Source organism: Clostridium mediterraneense (assembly GCF_900091705.1).
GTDB classification, from domain to species: Bacteria; Bacillota; Clostridia; order Clostridiales; family Clostridiaceae; genus Sarcina; species Sarcina mediterraneense.
On record NZ_LT594785.1, the window covers coordinates 1,750,474 to 1,768,179 of the forward strand.

14 protein-coding genes are annotated in these 17,706 nt (G+C 27.7%); 3 read left to right on the top strand and 11 right to left on the bottom strand.

The genetic code is table 11. The features are described from left to right. Positions 1 to 72: 72 nt before the first annotated feature. Both BN8917_RS10310 and BN8917_RS10315 read left to right on the top strand, forming a co-directional pair. Positions 73 to 2,322 carry a glycosyl hydrolase family 18 protein gene (locus tag BN8917_RS10310; protein ID WP_066874113.1) on the top strand — a complete coding sequence of 750 codons (2,250 nt, stop codon included), beginning with the start codon at positions 73 to 75 and terminating at the stop codon, positions 2,320 to 2,322. A 176-nt stretch (positions 2,323 to 2,498) separates the two neighbouring features. Next, complete coding sequence (locus tag BN8917_RS10315) at positions 2,499 to 4,340, top strand: glycosyl hydrolase family 18 protein (RefSeq protein WP_066874115.1); 1,842 nt, start codon at positions 2,499 to 2,501, stop codon at positions 4,338 to 4,340. Between the two features lie 531 nt (positions 4,341 to 4,871). Here BN8917_RS10315 and BN8917_RS10320 read toward each other — a convergent pair. The 9 genes from BN8917_RS10320 to BN8917_RS10360 all read right to left on the bottom strand — a co-directional run bounded on the left by BN8917_RS10320 (position 4,872) and on the right by BN8917_RS10360 (position 14,296). Then, positions 4,872 to 5,180, bottom strand: a complete 309-nt coding sequence (locus BN8917_RS10320; RefSeq protein ID WP_066874117.1) for a nucleoside triphosphate pyrophosphohydrolase — start codon at positions 5,178 to 5,180, stop codon at positions 4,872 to 4,874. A 25-nt stretch (positions 5,181 to 5,205) separates the two neighbouring features. After that, entirely contained in the window at positions 5,206 to 7,692 is a 2,487-nt protein-coding gene (locus tag BN8917_RS10325) for a DEAD/DEAH box helicase family protein (RefSeq protein ID WP_066874119.1), read from the bottom strand. Between the two features lie 262 nt (positions 7,693 to 7,954). Next, entirely contained in the window at positions 7,955 to 8,914 is a 960-nt protein-coding gene (locus tag BN8917_RS10330) for a siderophore ABC transporter substrate-binding protein (RefSeq protein ID WP_066874121.1), read from the bottom strand. 85 nt (positions 8,915 to 8,999) lie between these two features. Continuing rightward, positions 9,000 to 9,755, bottom strand: a complete 756-nt coding sequence (locus tag BN8917_RS10335) for an iron ABC transporter ATP-binding protein (RefSeq protein WP_066874123.1) — start codon at positions 9,753 to 9,755, stop codon at positions 9,000 to 9,002. Continuing rightward, positions 9,752 to 10,699 carry an iron chelate uptake ABC transporter family permease subunit gene (locus BN8917_RS10340; protein WP_066874125.1) on the bottom strand — a complete coding sequence of 316 codons (948 nt, stop codon included), beginning with the start codon at positions 10,697 to 10,699 and terminating at the stop codon, positions 9,752 to 9,754. Before BN8917_RS10340 ends, BN8917_RS10335 begins: the two co-directional genes overlap by 4 nt. Continuing rightward, on the bottom strand, positions 10,689 to 11,642 hold the full coding sequence (locus tag BN8917_RS10345) for an ABC transporter permease (protein WP_066874127.1): 954 nt from the start codon (positions 11,640 to 11,642) through the stop codon (positions 10,689 to 10,691). Before BN8917_RS10345 ends, BN8917_RS10340 begins: the two co-directional genes overlap by 11 nt. Before the next feature lie 203 nt (positions 11,643 to 11,845). After that, positions 11,846 to 12,400, bottom strand: a complete 555-nt coding sequence (locus tag BN8917_RS10350) for a hypothetical protein (protein ID WP_066874129.1) — start codon at positions 12,398 to 12,400, stop codon at positions 11,846 to 11,848. 162 nt (positions 12,401 to 12,562) lie between these two features. Continuing rightward, positions 12,563 to 12,769, bottom strand: a complete 207-nt coding sequence (locus tag BN8917_RS10355; protein WP_066874131.1) for a hypothetical protein — start codon at positions 12,767 to 12,769, stop codon at positions 12,563 to 12,565. A gap of 21 nt (positions 12,770 to 12,790) precedes the next feature. Then, entirely contained in the window at positions 12,791 to 14,296 is a 1,506-nt protein-coding gene (locus BN8917_RS10360; protein ID WP_066874132.1) for a DUF1846 domain-containing protein, read from the bottom strand. A 277-nt stretch (positions 14,297 to 14,573) separates the two neighbouring features. Here BN8917_RS10360 and BN8917_RS10365 point away from each other — a divergent pair, with 277 nt between their 5' ends. Next, on the top strand, positions 14,574 to 15,815 hold the full coding sequence (locus BN8917_RS10365) for a D-alanyl-D-alanine carboxypeptidase family protein (protein WP_084748594.1): 1,242 nt from the start codon (positions 14,574 to 14,576) through the stop codon (positions 15,813 to 15,815). Between the two features lie 55 nt (positions 15,816 to 15,870). On the opposite strand, the gene BN8917_RS10370 is transcribed toward BN8917_RS10365, so the two are convergent. Both BN8917_RS10370 and BN8917_RS10375 read right to left on the bottom strand, forming a co-directional pair. After that, the gene (locus BN8917_RS10370) at positions 15,871 to 17,046 is read right to left on the bottom strand and encodes an aminotransferase class I/II-fold pyridoxal phosphate-dependent enzyme (protein WP_066874134.1); all 1,176 of its coding nucleotides are present in this window, start codon (positions 17,044 to 17,046) and stop codon (positions 15,871 to 15,873) included. Beyond that, entirely contained in the window at positions 17,043 to 17,525 is a 483-nt protein-coding gene (locus tag BN8917_RS10375; protein WP_066874136.1) for an Lrp/AsnC family transcriptional regulator, read from the bottom strand. The genes BN8917_RS10370 and BN8917_RS10375 overlap by 4 nt, the downstream gene beginning before the upstream one ends. Positions 17,526 to 17,706: the final 181 nt, after the last annotated feature.

Genomic DNA, 17,706 nt, shown 5'->3' on the forward strand with positions numbered 1-17,706 from the left:
CATATACTTAAACGTATACAATTTAATTATACTAATTGTAATATTTTGGTAAAATTAAAGGAGGAATTTTTTATGGCAAAAAGAGCTTTTAAAAAGAATATAAAAAAATATGCAGCCCTCTTTACTTTAGCAACTATTTTTTTAGGAACTTCAATATCTTATATTCCTGCCAAAGAAGCTACTGCTCTTGAAACTGAAGTTAAATCTACTGCTGTAAAACGTAATGTTATGTATTATGGTGATTGGTCTATTTGGGGTGGACAAGGTAATTTCTATCCAAAAGATATTCCTGCTGAGCATTTAACTCACTTAAATTTTGCTTTTCTTGATTTTGATGCAAATGGTAACTTAAAATTTACAGATAAAGATGCAGCTATAGGAGCACCTGTTGGTGAACCTGGAGTTCAATGGGGAGGTCCAAATGCTGGTATAATAAATGCTTTCCAAGAACTTAGAGCTAAAAATCCTAATTTAAAACTAGGTATTTCAGTTGGTGGTTGGTCAAAATCAGGTGATTTCTCTGAAGTTACAGCTGATTCTACCAAACGTAAAACACTTGTAAATAATTTAGTTAAATATGTGGAATATGCAAATATGGATTTTGTAGATATAGATTGGGAATATCCTGCTGAAGTTAGACAACCTGATAAAGTAGATAATCAAAATGATGAAGGAACTACTAAAGCAACTGCTGCTGATAAAGAAAATTATATAAAATTCTTAGAAGACCTTAGAGCTGCTCTTGATAAAAAAGGAACTGAACTTGGTAAAACTTATGAATTAAGCGTTGCACTACCTGCTCCAAAGGCTAAACTTGATTTAGGTATAGATATTCCAAAATTATTTGATGTAGTAGATTTTGCTAATATAATGACTTATGATATGCGTGGTGCTTGGGATGAAACTAGTGGACATCAAACTGCTCTTTATGCTAATCCTCTAGACCCTAAAAAAGATGAAGGGCTTTCTGTTGATCAAAGCGTTGATTATTTAATAGAAAAAGGAGCTGCTCCAGAAAAAATAGTTGTTGGAGCTGCATATTATACAAGAGGATGGAATGAAGTTAAAGGTGAAGCAGATTCATCTCTTCCTGGCTTATTTGGAGAAGCATCACTTTCAGCTAAAGATGCTGATCAAACTCCATCAAGAGGTGCAACTAATGAAGCACCTATGAAATCAGGAGAAGGTGGTAGAGCTGGAGGTGTTTGGTCATATAGAAGTCTTGATAAACTTAAATCAACTTATCCTGGTTTAAAAGAATATTGGGATGATACAGCAAAAGCCCCATATCTTTATGATAGCTCTACAGGAAAATTCTTTACTTATGATAATGCTAAATCTATAACAGAAAAAACTAAGTATGTTAATGAAAATAATCTTGGTGGAATGATTGCTTGGATGTCTTCACAAGATGCTCCAACTGATTCATCAAAAAGAGATGAACTTACAAAAGTAACAAGTAAGGGCTTATATAATGGTAAAGAACTTCCTGACAATGAAATAGTATATGCTGATCTTAATATTGAATGTTTAATAAAACCATTCAAATCTGATTCTGGAACAAGTGGTGGATATGAAATAACTATAACAAATAAAGAAAACTTAGAAGAAAAGGATGAGGTTCTTTCATTGCTTGAAAGAAGTGCCGAAACTATAAAAACTCCTATTCTTTATATAGATTCTAATGTTAAACTTACTGCTGGTGATCATATGGCTGGTCAAATAACTGAAAAAGATGGAAAAACAGTTATAGATATTAAAGGGGTTTGGGAAGGTAAGAATATAGAACCAGGTCAAAGCTATACATTTAGATTATCAACAACTGAAGCTCCTACTGACCTTTCAGCACTTAATTCAATTGAAATAGCTCAACGTATGAATGAATCTGGTACAGTTATAGCTAATCAAACAATTTATAAAAATAGCAATCCTGAAACACCACAAAATGCTCCTACTCTAACTGGAGTTAGTGATAAAACTATAAAAGTAGGAGATAACTTTGACCCACTCTCTGGAGTAAAGGCTTCAGATAAAACTGATGGTGATTTAACTTCTAAAATAAAAGTATCTGGTACAGTAAATACTTCTAAAGAAGGCAAATATGAAATCACTTATTCAGTAACTAACAGTAAAGGCGTTGAAACTACTAAAACTGTAACTATAACTGTTTCTTCTACTGAAATATCTAAAGATACATTTGATCCAAACAAAGTTTATCTAGGTGGTGATACTGTTATTTATAATGGTAAAACATATAAGGCTAAATGGTGGACCCAAGGTTCTACCCCAGATAAAAGTGATGCTTGGGAATTAGTTAAATAACTCTTAATATAATAATAAAAATAGCTATCTTAATTTGATAGCTATTTTTTATTTCTTTTTATAAAAAATATTACTTCTACTCAATAATAATAAATTTATTAATTTATAATACATAAAATTCTCTAGTTAAATTAACACTAATTATTATATTTCACTCAAGAAAAGGATGCGATTTTATGACTAAAAATTATTCTACTAAATATAAACTTATTTTTATCTTAATAAGTTTACTTATTATAAACTTTTGCCCATTTTTAACTATAAATAAAGCTATTGCTGCTCAAAAAGAAATTAATCCACCTAAGCGTAATGTATTATATTACGGAGATTGGTCTATTTATGATAGCGAAGGAAATTTTTATCCTAGAAATATTCCTGCAAGTTATTTAACACATTTAAATTTTGCATTTCTTGATTTTGATGAAAATGGTAATCTAAGATTTACTGATAAAGATGCCACTATAAATCTACCACTTGATAATAAAGATATTAAATTTGGTTCTCCAAATGCTGGAGTTCTAAATGCTTTTCAAGAACTTAGAGCAAACAATCCTAATTTAAAAATAGGAGTTTCTGTTGGTGGTTGGTCTAATTCTGGTGATTTCTCAGTTGTTATAGCTGATCCTACTAAACGTAAATTACTAGTAAATAATCTAGTGAAATTCTTAAAATATTCTAATATGGATTTTGTAGATATAGATTGGGAATATCCTGTTGAGGTTAGGAAAGCAGATAAAGTTGCTAATAAAAATGATGAAGGAACTCCATATTCTACACCAGAAGATAAACAAAATTTCACTAAATTTTTAAAAGAACTTAAATCTGCTCTAAATAAAGCTGGTAATAAGCTTGGTAAAACTTATGAACTTAGTGTTGCACTTCCAGCATCAAAATCTAAATTGACATCTGGTATAGAGATGAAAAAAGTATTCAATATAGTTGATTTTGCTAATATGATGACATATGATATGGCAGGTCCTTGGAATTTAACAAGTTCTCACCATACTCCACTATATACAAATCCACTAGATAATAAATTTGGCGAGGCTCCATCTGTTGATTTAACTATTAAATTCTTAGCTGATAATGGTATCCCTTCTAATAAGATAGTTGTTGGTGCTGCATATTATACTAGAGGCTGGAATAAAGTAAAAGATGGTCCAGATCCTAATTTACCAGGCTTATTTGGTGAGGCTACTCTTTCATTTAAAGATGCTGATGGAACTCCAACAAGAGGTGCACTTAATGAAAATCCCATGAAAATAGGTTCAGGTGGTAGAGCTGCTGGTGTTTGGTCATATAGAAATCTTTATAGACTTAAAGAACTTTATCCTAATATACAAGAATATTGGGACGATACAGCCAAAGCTCCTTATCTTTATGATGAAACAACAGGAATATTCTTTAGCTATGATAATCCCAAATCTATAGCTGAAAAGGCTAACTACGTTAATAAAAATAATCTTGGGGGAATTTTAGCTTGGATGTCATCACAAGATGCTACATCTAATCCAAATTCACCTGTAAGAGATGAACTTACAAAATCAAGTTATAATGGATTGTTTAATACCTCAAAGCTTCCTAGTCATAATATAGTTTATCCAAATCTTAATATTAGTACATCAATCAAAACGTTAAAACAGGACCAGGGATATGAAATAACAATAACAAACAATGAAAAGCTAAAAGAAAAGGATGAAGTATTATCTACATTAGAAAGAAACTTTAAAACTATAAAACTACCTATAATTTATATAGATTCTAATGTTAACTTTACTTCTACTAATAATCCATTAAATAAAATCACAAATAAAGATAATCAAACTACTATAGAACTTAAAGGTATTCCTAATGACGGAAATATAGCTCCTGGTGAAAGTTATACATTTATAATTACATCAGAAGATAATCAAAATAATTCAACAAAAATAAAATCAATTGATTTATCTCAACGTATAACTCCAAATGGCCCTCTTTTAGCTCAACAACGAATTTATACTAACAGAGGATTTTTTTAAAATAATCTCTATAAAAAGAACTGTCTCAAAACAGAACAAACTCCCTATTTGAGACAGTTCTTTTATCTTTAGATAGCATCCTTACTTTAGTCTATCTATATTTTTTAATATATGAAAACTTACTATATTATAAACCCTAATATAAATTATAAATTTTTACTATAATTTAAAACTTCCATTATTCCCCTGAAACTTTCACTTAAGCTAGCAAAGGCTGATATAATCATCTCAGCAAATTCATTACCTACAAAATTCTCATTTGAAGTTATATAAGTAGTTCTAGCTACTATGGTTTCTTTATCTCCATGAGAATCTAAATAATAATTAAAGAAAAAGGTTTTCTTATTAAGCTCATTTAATAAATTTAAAATAATCTCTTTTAAATTTTCATGTGATTCCTTATCCTCACCTCTAAATTCACATAAAATAAAATGAGCAGTGTTAAAATAATTCTCACCTAATCTAACAGTAATTACACAAGCTGATTCATCCTCTATATGATTAATTCATTTCAGTAATACCTCTGCTTCCTTATTTAACTTCTTTAAGTACTATTCCCTCTTTAAATCCTCCTCTCTCTTCGGCCTTTTCTTTTCTCTTATTTATTAAATCTTCTTCTGAATATCCTAAGTTTTCTGCTAATGCAAATAACACTTCCATTACATCTGCTAATTCTTCTAAATTTTTATCTTCTAAATATTCATTTACTTCTTCTTTTAATTTTTCTTCTAATAATTCGTCATGTTGTTCTTTTGTAGCTATTTCATATTTACATACTTTCCCATCAGATTCTATTATTTGTGGTATTAAATCTCTTACTAATTTATTATATTTCTTCATTTTAACTCTCCTTAACTTTAAAATTTTATATTCCTTTACCTATCTTCTCATATCTATCTTGATAATATTGCTCTATTCTTAAATCTATAGCATCTTTCATTTGTTTTATAAACTCTTTGTTTGTTTTAAATTCTTCTATGCCTTTTATTATCATATTTCCTTCTTCATTTTCTTCAAAGAAATCACTATGACTTTTACATAAATATTTTACTGGGTTATTTTTAGCTAATTTTATATAATCTTTCTTTTCCCAATTTTCAAAATTACTTGTTCCTTTATCCTTAAGCATATCAACTTTATTTGAACCTCTTAAATAGAAAGATTTAAAGCTAATATAGATATCATCATCATCTATTTCAGTTTTTATATTTCCATTATTATAAAAAGCTAATAATATAGGAATCTTATAAGATTTACTCATTGATGTTGTTTCTATCATATTTATAAAATCATAAGCCCTTGTATCTATTAAAACTTTCTGTTCTTCATCTAGCAAATTATTATCTCTCAAATATCCTAAATAATCTCTAAATAAATTTTCTTTAGCTTTGCTTTTCATATTTATATATATACTATCATCCATAGCTCTAAATATTTCTATTCTTGATGGTATTCCCTGCTTATCTTCCATTATTCTATAAAATTCTTCTCTTATTAAATCTTTTATTTTATATTGACTTTCAGCCATTCTTTTAAAAATATCAACTAATTTAAAATCAAAATCTACCTGACATTCCTCTGGATAATCATATTCCATAACTTTAGAATTCTTCGCCTTAATCTTATCATATTTTTGACCAGATAATAAAAATGGAGCTAAATTTGCTTTTTTATAATTTCCTATAAAATCTAATACAATTAAATATTCTTTTCCTTTTACCTTTCTAAGTCCTCTTCCTAATTGTTGTAAAAAAATAGTTGGAGATTCTGTAGGTCTTAAAAACATTACTAAATCTATTTGTGGTACATCTAAACCTTCATTAAACATATCTACTGCAAATAATACTTTTATTTCTCCACTTCTTAATTTATTAAGTGCTATCTCTCTTTTCTCTAAAAACTTTCCTTGTTCTCCTGAATAAACTGCTAATGCTGGTATTTTTGCTTTATTAAACGCTTCAGCCATATGTTCTGCATGTTTCTTTGAAGAACAAAATCCAATGGCAACTTTACTGGAATACTTTTCATAATGTTTTATGATTAATTCATCTCTTTCTCCTAAGTTTAATGCTTCTTCTAATTGCTTTTCATTATATTTTCCATTTTTAAATTCTATATGTTCGTAATCAATAGTTTCATCATATATACCATAATATTTAAAAGGTACTAAAGCTCCCCTATTTATAGCATCTTTTAATCTAACTTCATAAACTAAATTATAATCACAAATAGCAAAAACATCTTTTCCATCTAATCTTTCTGGAGTTGCTGTTAATCCTAATAAAAACTTCGGTTTAAAATAATCTATAATTTTTTGATAGTTTTTTGATGATGCATGATGGAATTCATCTATTACTATATAATCAAAATAATCTCTTTTAAAATATTTTTCATTTAAATACTCTTCTTTACCTAATGTTTGCACTAAAGCAAAAATTAAATCTTTATCTTTTTCTTTATTATTAGCATAAAAAAATCCTGAAGTTGCATTTTGTCTAACATTTTTAAAGCTTTGCATAGCTTGTTTAATTATCTCTTCTCTATGTGCAATAAAAAGAACTCTTTTATAATTCATAGAATCAAAAGCTGAAAGATATGTCTTCCCTACTCCCGTTGCAGCCACTACTAAACCTTTATCAAAACCCTCTTCTCTACTTTTATTGAGAGAATAAAGTATTTCTATTTGTGGCCCTCTGGGTTCAAATAAATCAATAATCTTTTCATCCTTAAAATCACCTATAGCTTCTAAGTCCTTATAAACCTTTGGTCTAATCCATGTTTTAGCATAATTATGTAAAACTTCATTAGTTACTTCAATTGAATGATTATTATATAAATTATTAAACTCATCCATAAAGAAATCAAAATCTTCTTTATTACTATTTTTATTAAATCTATAATTCCACTCTATTGAGCTTGTTAATGCTCCTCTAGAAATATTTGAAGATCCAATAAAAATTTCTGAATCATTTTTATAATGAAAAATATATGACTTTGGATGGAAACTCCTATTTTTATTATTATAAAACCTTAAATTTATCTTATTTCCAAACTCTGCTCTTAACATATAAAGTGCCTCTGGTTGAGTTATATTCAAATAGTTTCCAGATAATATTCTTATACTAACCCCTCTATCTATAGCACTTTTTAAATCATCAATAATTAATTTAACTCCAGATATCATTAAAAAAGAAACTATAATATCTATTTTATCTGCTTTTTTAAAGCACTCCTTTAATCTACTATATAAGTGATTTCTTCTATCATCCCCCCCTAAAGATACATTCTCTCTCCAAAGTATCTTTACATCTTTATGCTCAATCAACTCATCTTTAACCTTTGTAATACTCATAATCTTCTCCTTATTAAGGTAACATAACTTTTAAATCCTTATACATCCATTATATCAAAATAGCTACACTTATTAAATTTAATAACTGATTCACCATTCTATTACTTGATAATAATCTAGTTCATATTCCTTATATTAAATTAAAACCTTCTTTAAATACTTTAACAATATTAATATTTATTATTAAAAACAAAAAAAACACCTCATAATACTGAATTATAGTATTATGAGGTAGTCCTAATTTATAAATTATCTAATTATATTATTGTACATTATTTAAAGCTTGTTCCATTTCAGTTATCATCTTATCTGTTGCCATAATTCCAGGTCCACCTAAGTACCAAGCTTTTGTATCTAAGTAAACTATATTTCCATCTTTATATGCATTTGTTTTCTTTGTTAAATCATTTTCTATTAATTCTTTAGCTGGTTTTTGACCTTTACCTGCTACAAGTCCTTTATCGATTACAAATAAGTAGTCTGGATTAGTTTTTAATAAATATTCATATGATACATTTTGTCCATGATTTTGAGTACTTATATTAGGGTCTGCTTGTTTAAATCCAAAATTATCATATATAGTTGTAAATCTTGAACCTTGACCAAAAGCACTTACTTCCCCATCATAAACCATTGTAACTAAAGCATTTTTACCTGAGTTTTGAGCTTTTTCTTTTATAGCATTACTTCTATTTGTTAACTCTTCAATTTTTGCTGTAACTGTATCTTCTGAATCAAAAACTTTTCCTAAAATCTCAGTATTTTTCTTAAGAGATTCAAAATGGTTTGTTCCATCACTTCCAAGCATTATTGTTGGTGCAATTTGTGTAAATTCATCATAAGAATCTTCTTGTCTACCTTCCATTATTATAAGATCAGGCTTTAATTCATTTATTTTTTCTAAATTAACTTCTTTTAATGATCCAAGGTCTTCATACTTATCATCTTTATATTTCTCTAAGTATTCTGGAAGACCTGACTTAGGGATTGCTATTGCTTCTTTTCCTAAAACCTCCATAGTATCTAATGAACTATAATCTAGAACTACAACTTTCTTAGGATTCTTTGGAACTTTTGTTGTTCCCTTTCTATGTGTTATTTCTACTGTTTCTTCAACAGTAACTTCTTTATTTGCACTTTTTGCCCCCATTTTAGACACTGCAGCTCCCCCAATAATTGCTGCTATTAATACACCTACTATTATTCCAACCTTTTTATTCATTTCTTTTCACCTCATATTTTATAGTTAATGATTTTCATTATCATTATATTCTCTAAATTTAACTCCCTTTTGGGGAGCTTAGTATTTAAAAGTATACACAAATTTTTTGACTATCAATATCCTTAATATTAAATTTGATATCATAAACATTTTCTAAGAAGTCTTCAACTATTACTTCTTCTGTATTTGCTTCTTTAACAACTGCACCATCTTTTAAAACTATTATATTATCTGAATAGCATGATGCAAAGTTAATATCATGCATTACTATTACTACTGTCTTTCCAAGATTATCTACTAACCCTCTTAGAACTTTCATCATTTCAACAGAATGCTTCATATCTAAATTATTAAGTGGTTCATCTAAAAGTATATACTCTGTATTTTGAGCTATAACCATTGCTATGTAAGCTCTTTGTCTTTGTCCCCCTGATAGTTCATCTAAATATCTATCTTTTATATCTGTAAGTTTCATATATTCTATAGCTTCAGCTACAAATTTTTTATCTTCTTCTCTAAGCCTACCTTCGCAGTAAGGGAATCTTCCAAAACCAACAAGTTCTTCTATCTTTAATCTAACATTTATATTATTTGATTGTTTTAATATAGAGATTTTTTTAGATAATTCTTTTTGATCCCATTTTTCAAGCTTTACTCCATCTATACTTACTTCTCCTGAATCTATTGACATGATTCTAGAAATCATTGATAAAACTGTACTTTTACCAGCTCCATTTGGGCCAATTAGAGATGTTAATTTTCCTTTTTCTATATTTAAACTAACATTATCTACTACTTTCTTTTCTCCATATTTCTTAACTAAATTTTTTACTTCTATCATTCCCTACACTCCCTTAATAAAAGATAAATAAAGTAAACTCCACCTATAAAATTGATAATTATACTTACTGTACTGCTATAATTAAATACTCTTTCTACAAAGAACTGTCCTCCTACAAGGGCTAATATACTTATAAATATTGATGCTATTATAAGATATTTATGTTTATAGCTATTTATAAATTGATAAGATAGATTTACAACTAATAGTCCAAGAAATGTTACAGGTCCTACAAGAGCTGTAGATACTGAAACTAAAACTGCTACTATTAATAATATCTTCTTTGAAAACTTATCATAATCTATTCCTAAATTTATAGCTTGTTCTCTTCCAAGTAAAAGAGCATCTAATTTTTTAATATCATCATATACAAAGGCAAAAACTATAAGAATTATTATTATCGCAATTATTAATATATCAACATTAACATTATTAAAATTGGCGAATAATTTACCTTGTAATGCTTGATATTCATTAGGATCTATTAAAACTTGCATAAAAGTTGATAAACTTTTAAATAGAATTCCTAACACTGTTCCAACTAGAAGAAGGAAAAATATATTATTATTCTTCTTGAAAACAAATTTATATAAAAGTAAACTATTTAAAATCATTAATGATATAGATACTATAAAATTCAACTTAGCATTTATCATAAATATGCTTCCTGCACCAAAAATAAATACTACAAAGGTTTGAGATAAACCATATAGTGAATCTAATCCTAAAATACTAGGGCTTAAGATTCTATTATTTGTTAGTGTCTGAAATATTAATGATGAAAATGCTATAGCTCCACCTGTTATAATCATAGCTAAAAGTTTTGGAATTCTCTTTGAAATGTTATAATCAAAATTATTAGCATTTAACCCTTGGAATAAAAACAATAATGATATAACTAAAACCAAAATTCCAAGTATCCATAATTTCTTTTTATCCCTCATTTTTAGTCCTCCTAAATATCATATATAAGAATACTACACTTCCAATAACTCCTACTGTTAAACTTATTGGAATCTCATAAGGGTATATTAAAATTCTACCGATTATATCACAAGTAAGTAAGAAAATCGCTCCAAATAAACTTGTTACCCAAATATTCTTTCCTAAATTATCTCCCATAAATATTGATACTATATTTGGTACAATAAGTCCTACAAAAGGTATACTTCCTACTATTATTACAACAAGAGCTGTTATAAGAGAAACTATAATCATACCTATATTGGCTACTCTCTCAAAATTTAGCCCTAAGTTAGTAGATATATCTTCTCCCATTCCTATAATAGTAAATTTATTAGAATATAAAAATGCTACTATTAAAAGTGGAATTGTTAAATATAATATCTCATAATTTCCTTTAAGAATTACTGCAAAATTACCTTGCATAAATGAACTCATATTTTGCATTAAATCAAATTTATATGCAAAGAAATCTGTTATAGCACCTACTACATTTCCAAGCATTATTCCTAGTAAAGGTACAAATATAACATTTTTAAATTTAATTTTTTTCATTATTCTCATAAATACAAATGTACCTAAAAGTGAGAATATAAATGCTGTTATCATCTTTTGAGTAAGAGTAGCTGAAGAGAAAAGTAACATTGATACTAAAACTCCTAGCTTCGCTGAATCTATTGTCGCCGCTGTTGTTGGTGATACAAACTTATTATTACTAATTTGTTGCATTATAACACCACTAATACTAAGCCCTACCCCTGCAACTATTATACTAATCAGTCTTGGAACTCTACTTATTAAAAATACATTTATCTTCTCTGTATTACCTGAAATAATATCAGCAATACTTATACTGTGTACTCCTAAAAATAATGATATTAGGGATAGTATTATAAAGGCAATTATTAAGTATCTTTTTTTCATTATTAACCCCTTTCTAATACTAAACTGTCAATAAACTTTCTTAATTGAAATTAATTATCACTTTAAATACATTGTACTTTTTAAAACATGTAAAATCAATACACTTATCCATTTATTAACTAAATTCACTATTTATTAATAATCATTATTTGAATCTAATAAAAAAAGGCTATCTCCTTCCTGAGATAACCCTTTATTATATCTTAATATTTTCTAAGTTCTTCTAATCTTAATCTACTACCAACTATACCATCAACTACATCTTCTATAATATCTATTTTTTTAGCTTTACTTTTTATATGAATAGAAAGTTTTTTAGCTAATATTTTTAATTTAGTTACTGTTAATTTATTGTCTACTAAGTAATTTATAGCTGTTTCCTTATCTCTGAATTTACTTAACTCTTTAATATAAATATCAAATTCATTTAACTCTTCATTCTCTACCTTTTCGAATGTTTGTGTAATATATCCATCTTTCTCCTTCTTATTCGCTTCTTTCTTCTTACCTGATTTAATCTTGCTTTCCTTTTTAGTGCTTCCTCCCTCATAATAGGATGTCCTTCTCCCTCGTCTACTTTTCCCACCACTATTACTTGTATCAACCTGTAATTCCTCCTTAAAATCAACTGATTTAGAGATTATATTAAATTCAGTAATTCCAATGGCTAAATTATCTATTTCGTCTTTACTAAGTTTCTTTATAAATTCTATAGCTTTTTCAATTACTATTAGATATTCTAATCCTTGATTCTCCAAAAAAGTCCCTCCATTTAATTTCTAAATACTATAAATCAAAAGTATTTCTCACTATTCTATAATATGAAATAAATTTACTTATAATGTTCATATATCAAAATTTTATTATTCACTTAGAAATAATAACAAATAAAAAAACTGCCTTTTTAAGACAGTTTTTTATTACTTATATATATCTTTATGATGTATTTTAAATCTTCCCTTATAAACATTCTTTTGAATGAATTTTATTACTAACCATGATACTGCTAAGATTCCTATACCAATAAAAAATCTTAACCCTAATATTTTAAATGTTCTGTCTAAAACTAAACCAAGCCCTATAAGTAAAAACTTTTCAAGCTTATTTTCTCCAAAATACTTTATCAATAGTTATCACCCTTTTGTTTATTAATTATAGAAAAGACTATCTGTTGCATATTCAGCATCACATGTTACATCAATTCCAAGCTTTCTAAATGTTTGTTCATCTGATGTTCCTATTATTGTTGTTGAATGTGCTTGTGCACCTTTTAACATTGATAACTTATCTAAAGCTGCCTCTGCCATTGTATTTGTTGCAGCACAAATACTTAATGCCATTAAAACTTCTTCACAATTAAGAGTTCCTCTCTTACATCCAAGAGTTTTATCCTTTAAATTTAAAATTGGTTCAAGAACTACTGGTGAAATTAAATGCATTGAATCATCAATTTTAGCAAAATGTTTAATTGCATTGATTACTACTGCTGCTGTTCCTTCCATTAATTCTGAGCTCTTACCTGTAAGCATTGTACCATCTTCAAGTTCAAGTGCAACTACTGTACAATGATCTTTTCTATCTGTTTTTTCTTTTAGTTTATTTGAGCATTCTCTAGCTACTGGAACTACTTTTCTATCATTTTCTTTTAGATTAAGTTCTTCCATTATAAGCTTTGTTCTTTCTAATGTTTCTTTATCAACATAACCTTTTTTATACTCACAGCTTGTTTTGAAATATCTTCTTATAATTTCTTGTTTTGAAGCTTCTCTAACTACTTCATCATCAATTATTCCAAAACCAAGTCTATTTACCCCCATATCTGTTGGTGATTTATAAACTGATTCTTTTCCTGTAATTTTTTCAATTATTCTCTTAAGAACAGGAAAACTTTCTACATCTCTATTGTAGTTTACTGATTTAACATTATATGCCTCTAAATGGAATGGATCTATCATATTTACATCTTTTAAATCTGCTGTTGCTGCTTCATAAGCTATATTAAGAGGATGTTTTAATGGTACATTCCAAACTGGGAATGTTTCAAATTTTGAATATCCAGCAACTTTTCCTCTTTTGTTCTCATGATAAAGTTGACTAAGACATGTAGCAAGCTTTCCACTACCTGGTCCTGGTGCTGTTACAACAACTATTGGCTTTGTTGTTTCTATATAAGGATTTTTACCATATCCCTCTTCACTAACTATTGTATCTACATCAGTTGGGTATCCTTTTGTAAATCCATGTTTATAGACCTTAATACCTCTTCTTTCAAGTTTATTTATAAACACTGTTGTAGCTGGTTGACCATTATATCTAGTAATTACAACACTATTTACATCTAAATCATAAGATCTAAAATCATCGATAAGTTTTAAAACTTCAACATCATAAGTTGTTCCAAAGTCTCCTCTTATCTTATTTCTTTCTATATCTCCAGCATAAACACAGATAACTATTTCAGCATTATCCTTTAACTTATGTAATAATTTTATTTTTGCATTTTCATCAAATCCAGGTAATACCCTTTTAGCGTGAAGGTCAAATAAAAGTTTTCCTCCAAATTCTAAGTATAACTTATCATAATCGTTAACTCTTTCTAGAATATATTTTGATTGCTCTTCTAAATATTTTTTATGATCGAATCCTATTTTCATTGTTCATCCCCACTAACTTTTATCATTTTTTATTATCAAAATTTTATTCCACTATTATGACATAATTCTATTCAATTGTAAAATACCTTTTATCAAAAATTAATATATCCAAAATTGAATTATATTATCCATATTTATATATTTCTCTTATATATACAATTAATATAAATATTATATCACAACTAAATTTAATATTTCTTTACCTTATGAATACATTACAATATTAAATTCATATATTTTCAAAGTATCAATAAAAATCAGAAAGGATTTAAATTGTATGTTAAAAAAAGTAAAATACTTTTGTAGCTTAATTCTTTTTACTTTAATTTTTTTTAGTATCATCTCTCCACTAAAAATTTATGCTAAAGAAACAAATGAACCTACCGTTAATTCCAAAAGAGCTATTAGCATAGATATGGATACAAATGAAGTAATATATTCAAAAAATTCTAATGAAAAGGCTCAATGTGCTTCAACAACAAAGCTTATCACTGCTTTACTCCTATCAGAAAATAAAAAAAAGACAGACTATCTTATCTATACAGAAAATTCTATAAAACAACCTTCAAGCTCTATATTTACTGATTATAAAACTAATCTTAAAGTAAATGATAAAATATCTGCAAATGATGTTATGAATTCGCTTTTATTACATTCTGCAAATGATATGGCTACTTTAATTTCTGAAAATTTAGCTAAAGATATAAACTCTTATAATATACTTATGGATAAAAAGACAAAAGAAATTGGAATGAAAAATACAAATTTCTATACTCCTAGTGGTCTAGATTCAGATGATATTCTCCAAGGACAAAGTCATTATACAACAGCTTATGATATGTGCTTACTTGCTATAGAAGCTTTTAAATCTCCTTGGATTCGTGAGACTATGGCTAAAAAAGATAATGTTAAGTTAAATATCCCTAGTGAAGCTCCTATATTACTTAGTAATACAAATTCTAATTTAAATAAAAATGGTTGTATTGGTGGTAAGACAGGATACACAGATAAAGCTGGTAACTGCCTAGTAAATTTTTATGAAAGAGATGGTAGAAAAATTGTTGGTGTTATCCTCGGAGCCTCTAGCCGCTCAGATTCATTTAAAGATATGAGTAATCTAATAAATTATAGTTATAAAACTAATAAAAAAACTTTATATAAAAAAGGTGACTTAGTGGATACTAAAGTTATAGAATATAAGCCTTTTATTTTCTTTGGACCTCCACAAAACTATGAGATAGATCTTTTAGCTAAGAAAGATATAAAATTATATTCTAATGAAATAAACAATTCAATTAAACCTACTATTACTCTTGAAAAATATTCACCTTGGAAATTGTCTAAGAAAAATACCATAGCAAAACTAAATTATAAATCTGATAATATTAATGAAAGCTTTGAACTTTTTAGTGATACATCAATATTTTCACTAGTATTAGATGCACTTCCATTTTATTTAATAAGCCTAACTCTTATAGCTATTGCATTTATTATATTTAAAAAGTTAAAAAGAAATTAAATAAAAAGAGGCTATATCCTAAATATTGATATAACCTCTTTATTATATTTAAATTTTATTTTTCAATTCTATACTTTTCTACAAATCTACTTATTCTATTCATTGCTTCAACTAAATCTTCCATAGATGCAGCATAACAAGCTCTTATATAGCCCTCTCCACACTCACCAAAAGCATTTCCTGGTACTGCAAGAACTCTTTCTTCTTTAAGAAGCTTTTCACAAAATTCATCTGAAGTCATTCCTGTTGATTTTATAGATGGGAATACATATAAAGCTCCTAAAGCTTCAAAGCAATCTAATCCCATTTTTCTAAATGAATTTACTACTACCCTTCTTCTTCTATTATATTCCCTAGCCATTTCTGCAACATTATCATCACCATTTTTTAATGCTTCTATTGCTGCAAATTGAGCTGTTGTTGGTGAACACATTATTCCATACTGATGAATTTTTTTCATTGCATCTATTAAAACAGGATGTCCAACTGCATATCCAAGTCTCCAACCAGTCATAGCATAAGATTTAGAAAAACCATTTACTATTATAGTTTTATCTTTTACTTCTGGGAATGTAGCTATTGATACATGTCTAGAATCATATGATAATTCTGCATATATTTCATCTGAAAGTATTATTATATCTTTATCTTTTAATACCTCAACAATTTCAGCTAATTCACCTCTAGTCATAATAGCCCCTGTTGGATTATTAGGAAATGGAAGGATAATAACTTTAGTTCTATCAGTTATAGCTTCCCTTAATTGATTTGCTGTAAGTTTAAATTCATCCTCTTCCTTTAAATCTATAGTAACTGCCTTTGCCCCTGTAAAAGCTGTACATCCTTTATAGGCAACAAAACTAGGTTCTGGTATTATAACTTCATCTCCAGGTCCTACAAGAGCTCTTAAAGCAAGATCAATTGCTTCACTTCCCCCTACGGTAACTAGAACTTCATCTTTTGCTGAATAACTTAAATCAAATCTTCTGCTTAAATATTTACATATCTCTTCTCTAAGTTCAATAAATCCTGCATTTGATGAATAATGGGTTTGTCCTTTTTCTAAAGAATATATACCTGCTTCTCTCACATTCCAAGGAGTAACAAAATCTGGCTCTCCTACTCCAAGAGAAATAACATTCTCCATTTCATTTATCATATCAAAATATTTTCTAATTCCTGATGGAGGCATATTTCTTACATTCTCTAAAATCATCTCTTCCATTATCATACGAATAACATCTCCCTATCATTTGTTTTCTTTTCTTTAAATACTCTTCCATGATCTTTATATTTCTTTAAAACAAAATGAGTTGCTGTTCCTATAACATATTCTTGAACTGATAATTTTTCTGAAACAAACATTGCTACCTCTTTCATTGTTTTACCTTCAACTATAACAGTTAAATCAAAACCACCTGAAGACATAAGATAGCAAGCTCTTACTTTATCAAATTGGTAGATTCTTGATGCTACTTTATCAAAACCTACACCTCTTTGTGGAGTTATCTTTACTTCTATTAATGCAGTAACTGTTTCTTTCCCTGTATTTTCCCAATTTATTAAAGTTGTATAACCTGCAATTATATTTTTTTCTTCATAATCCATAATTGCATCTCTTACTTCTTCAACAGTTTTCCCTGTCATTACTGCTATTTCCTGATCAGTATATCTACTATTTTTCTCTAAGACTTCTAAAATTTCATCCATAATAAAACTCCTCCCCAAATATTATAAAAAAACCTCCATCCCAAAAAGGGACGAAGGATTATTTCACATGAAGGTATACCTTCTTATCAGTTTCTTTAAGACACCTTTTTCTTGTATTATATAAAAAAAAACTTTAAGTATCAATATAATTAATATTTTTTTAAAATTATTGCTAAATAAA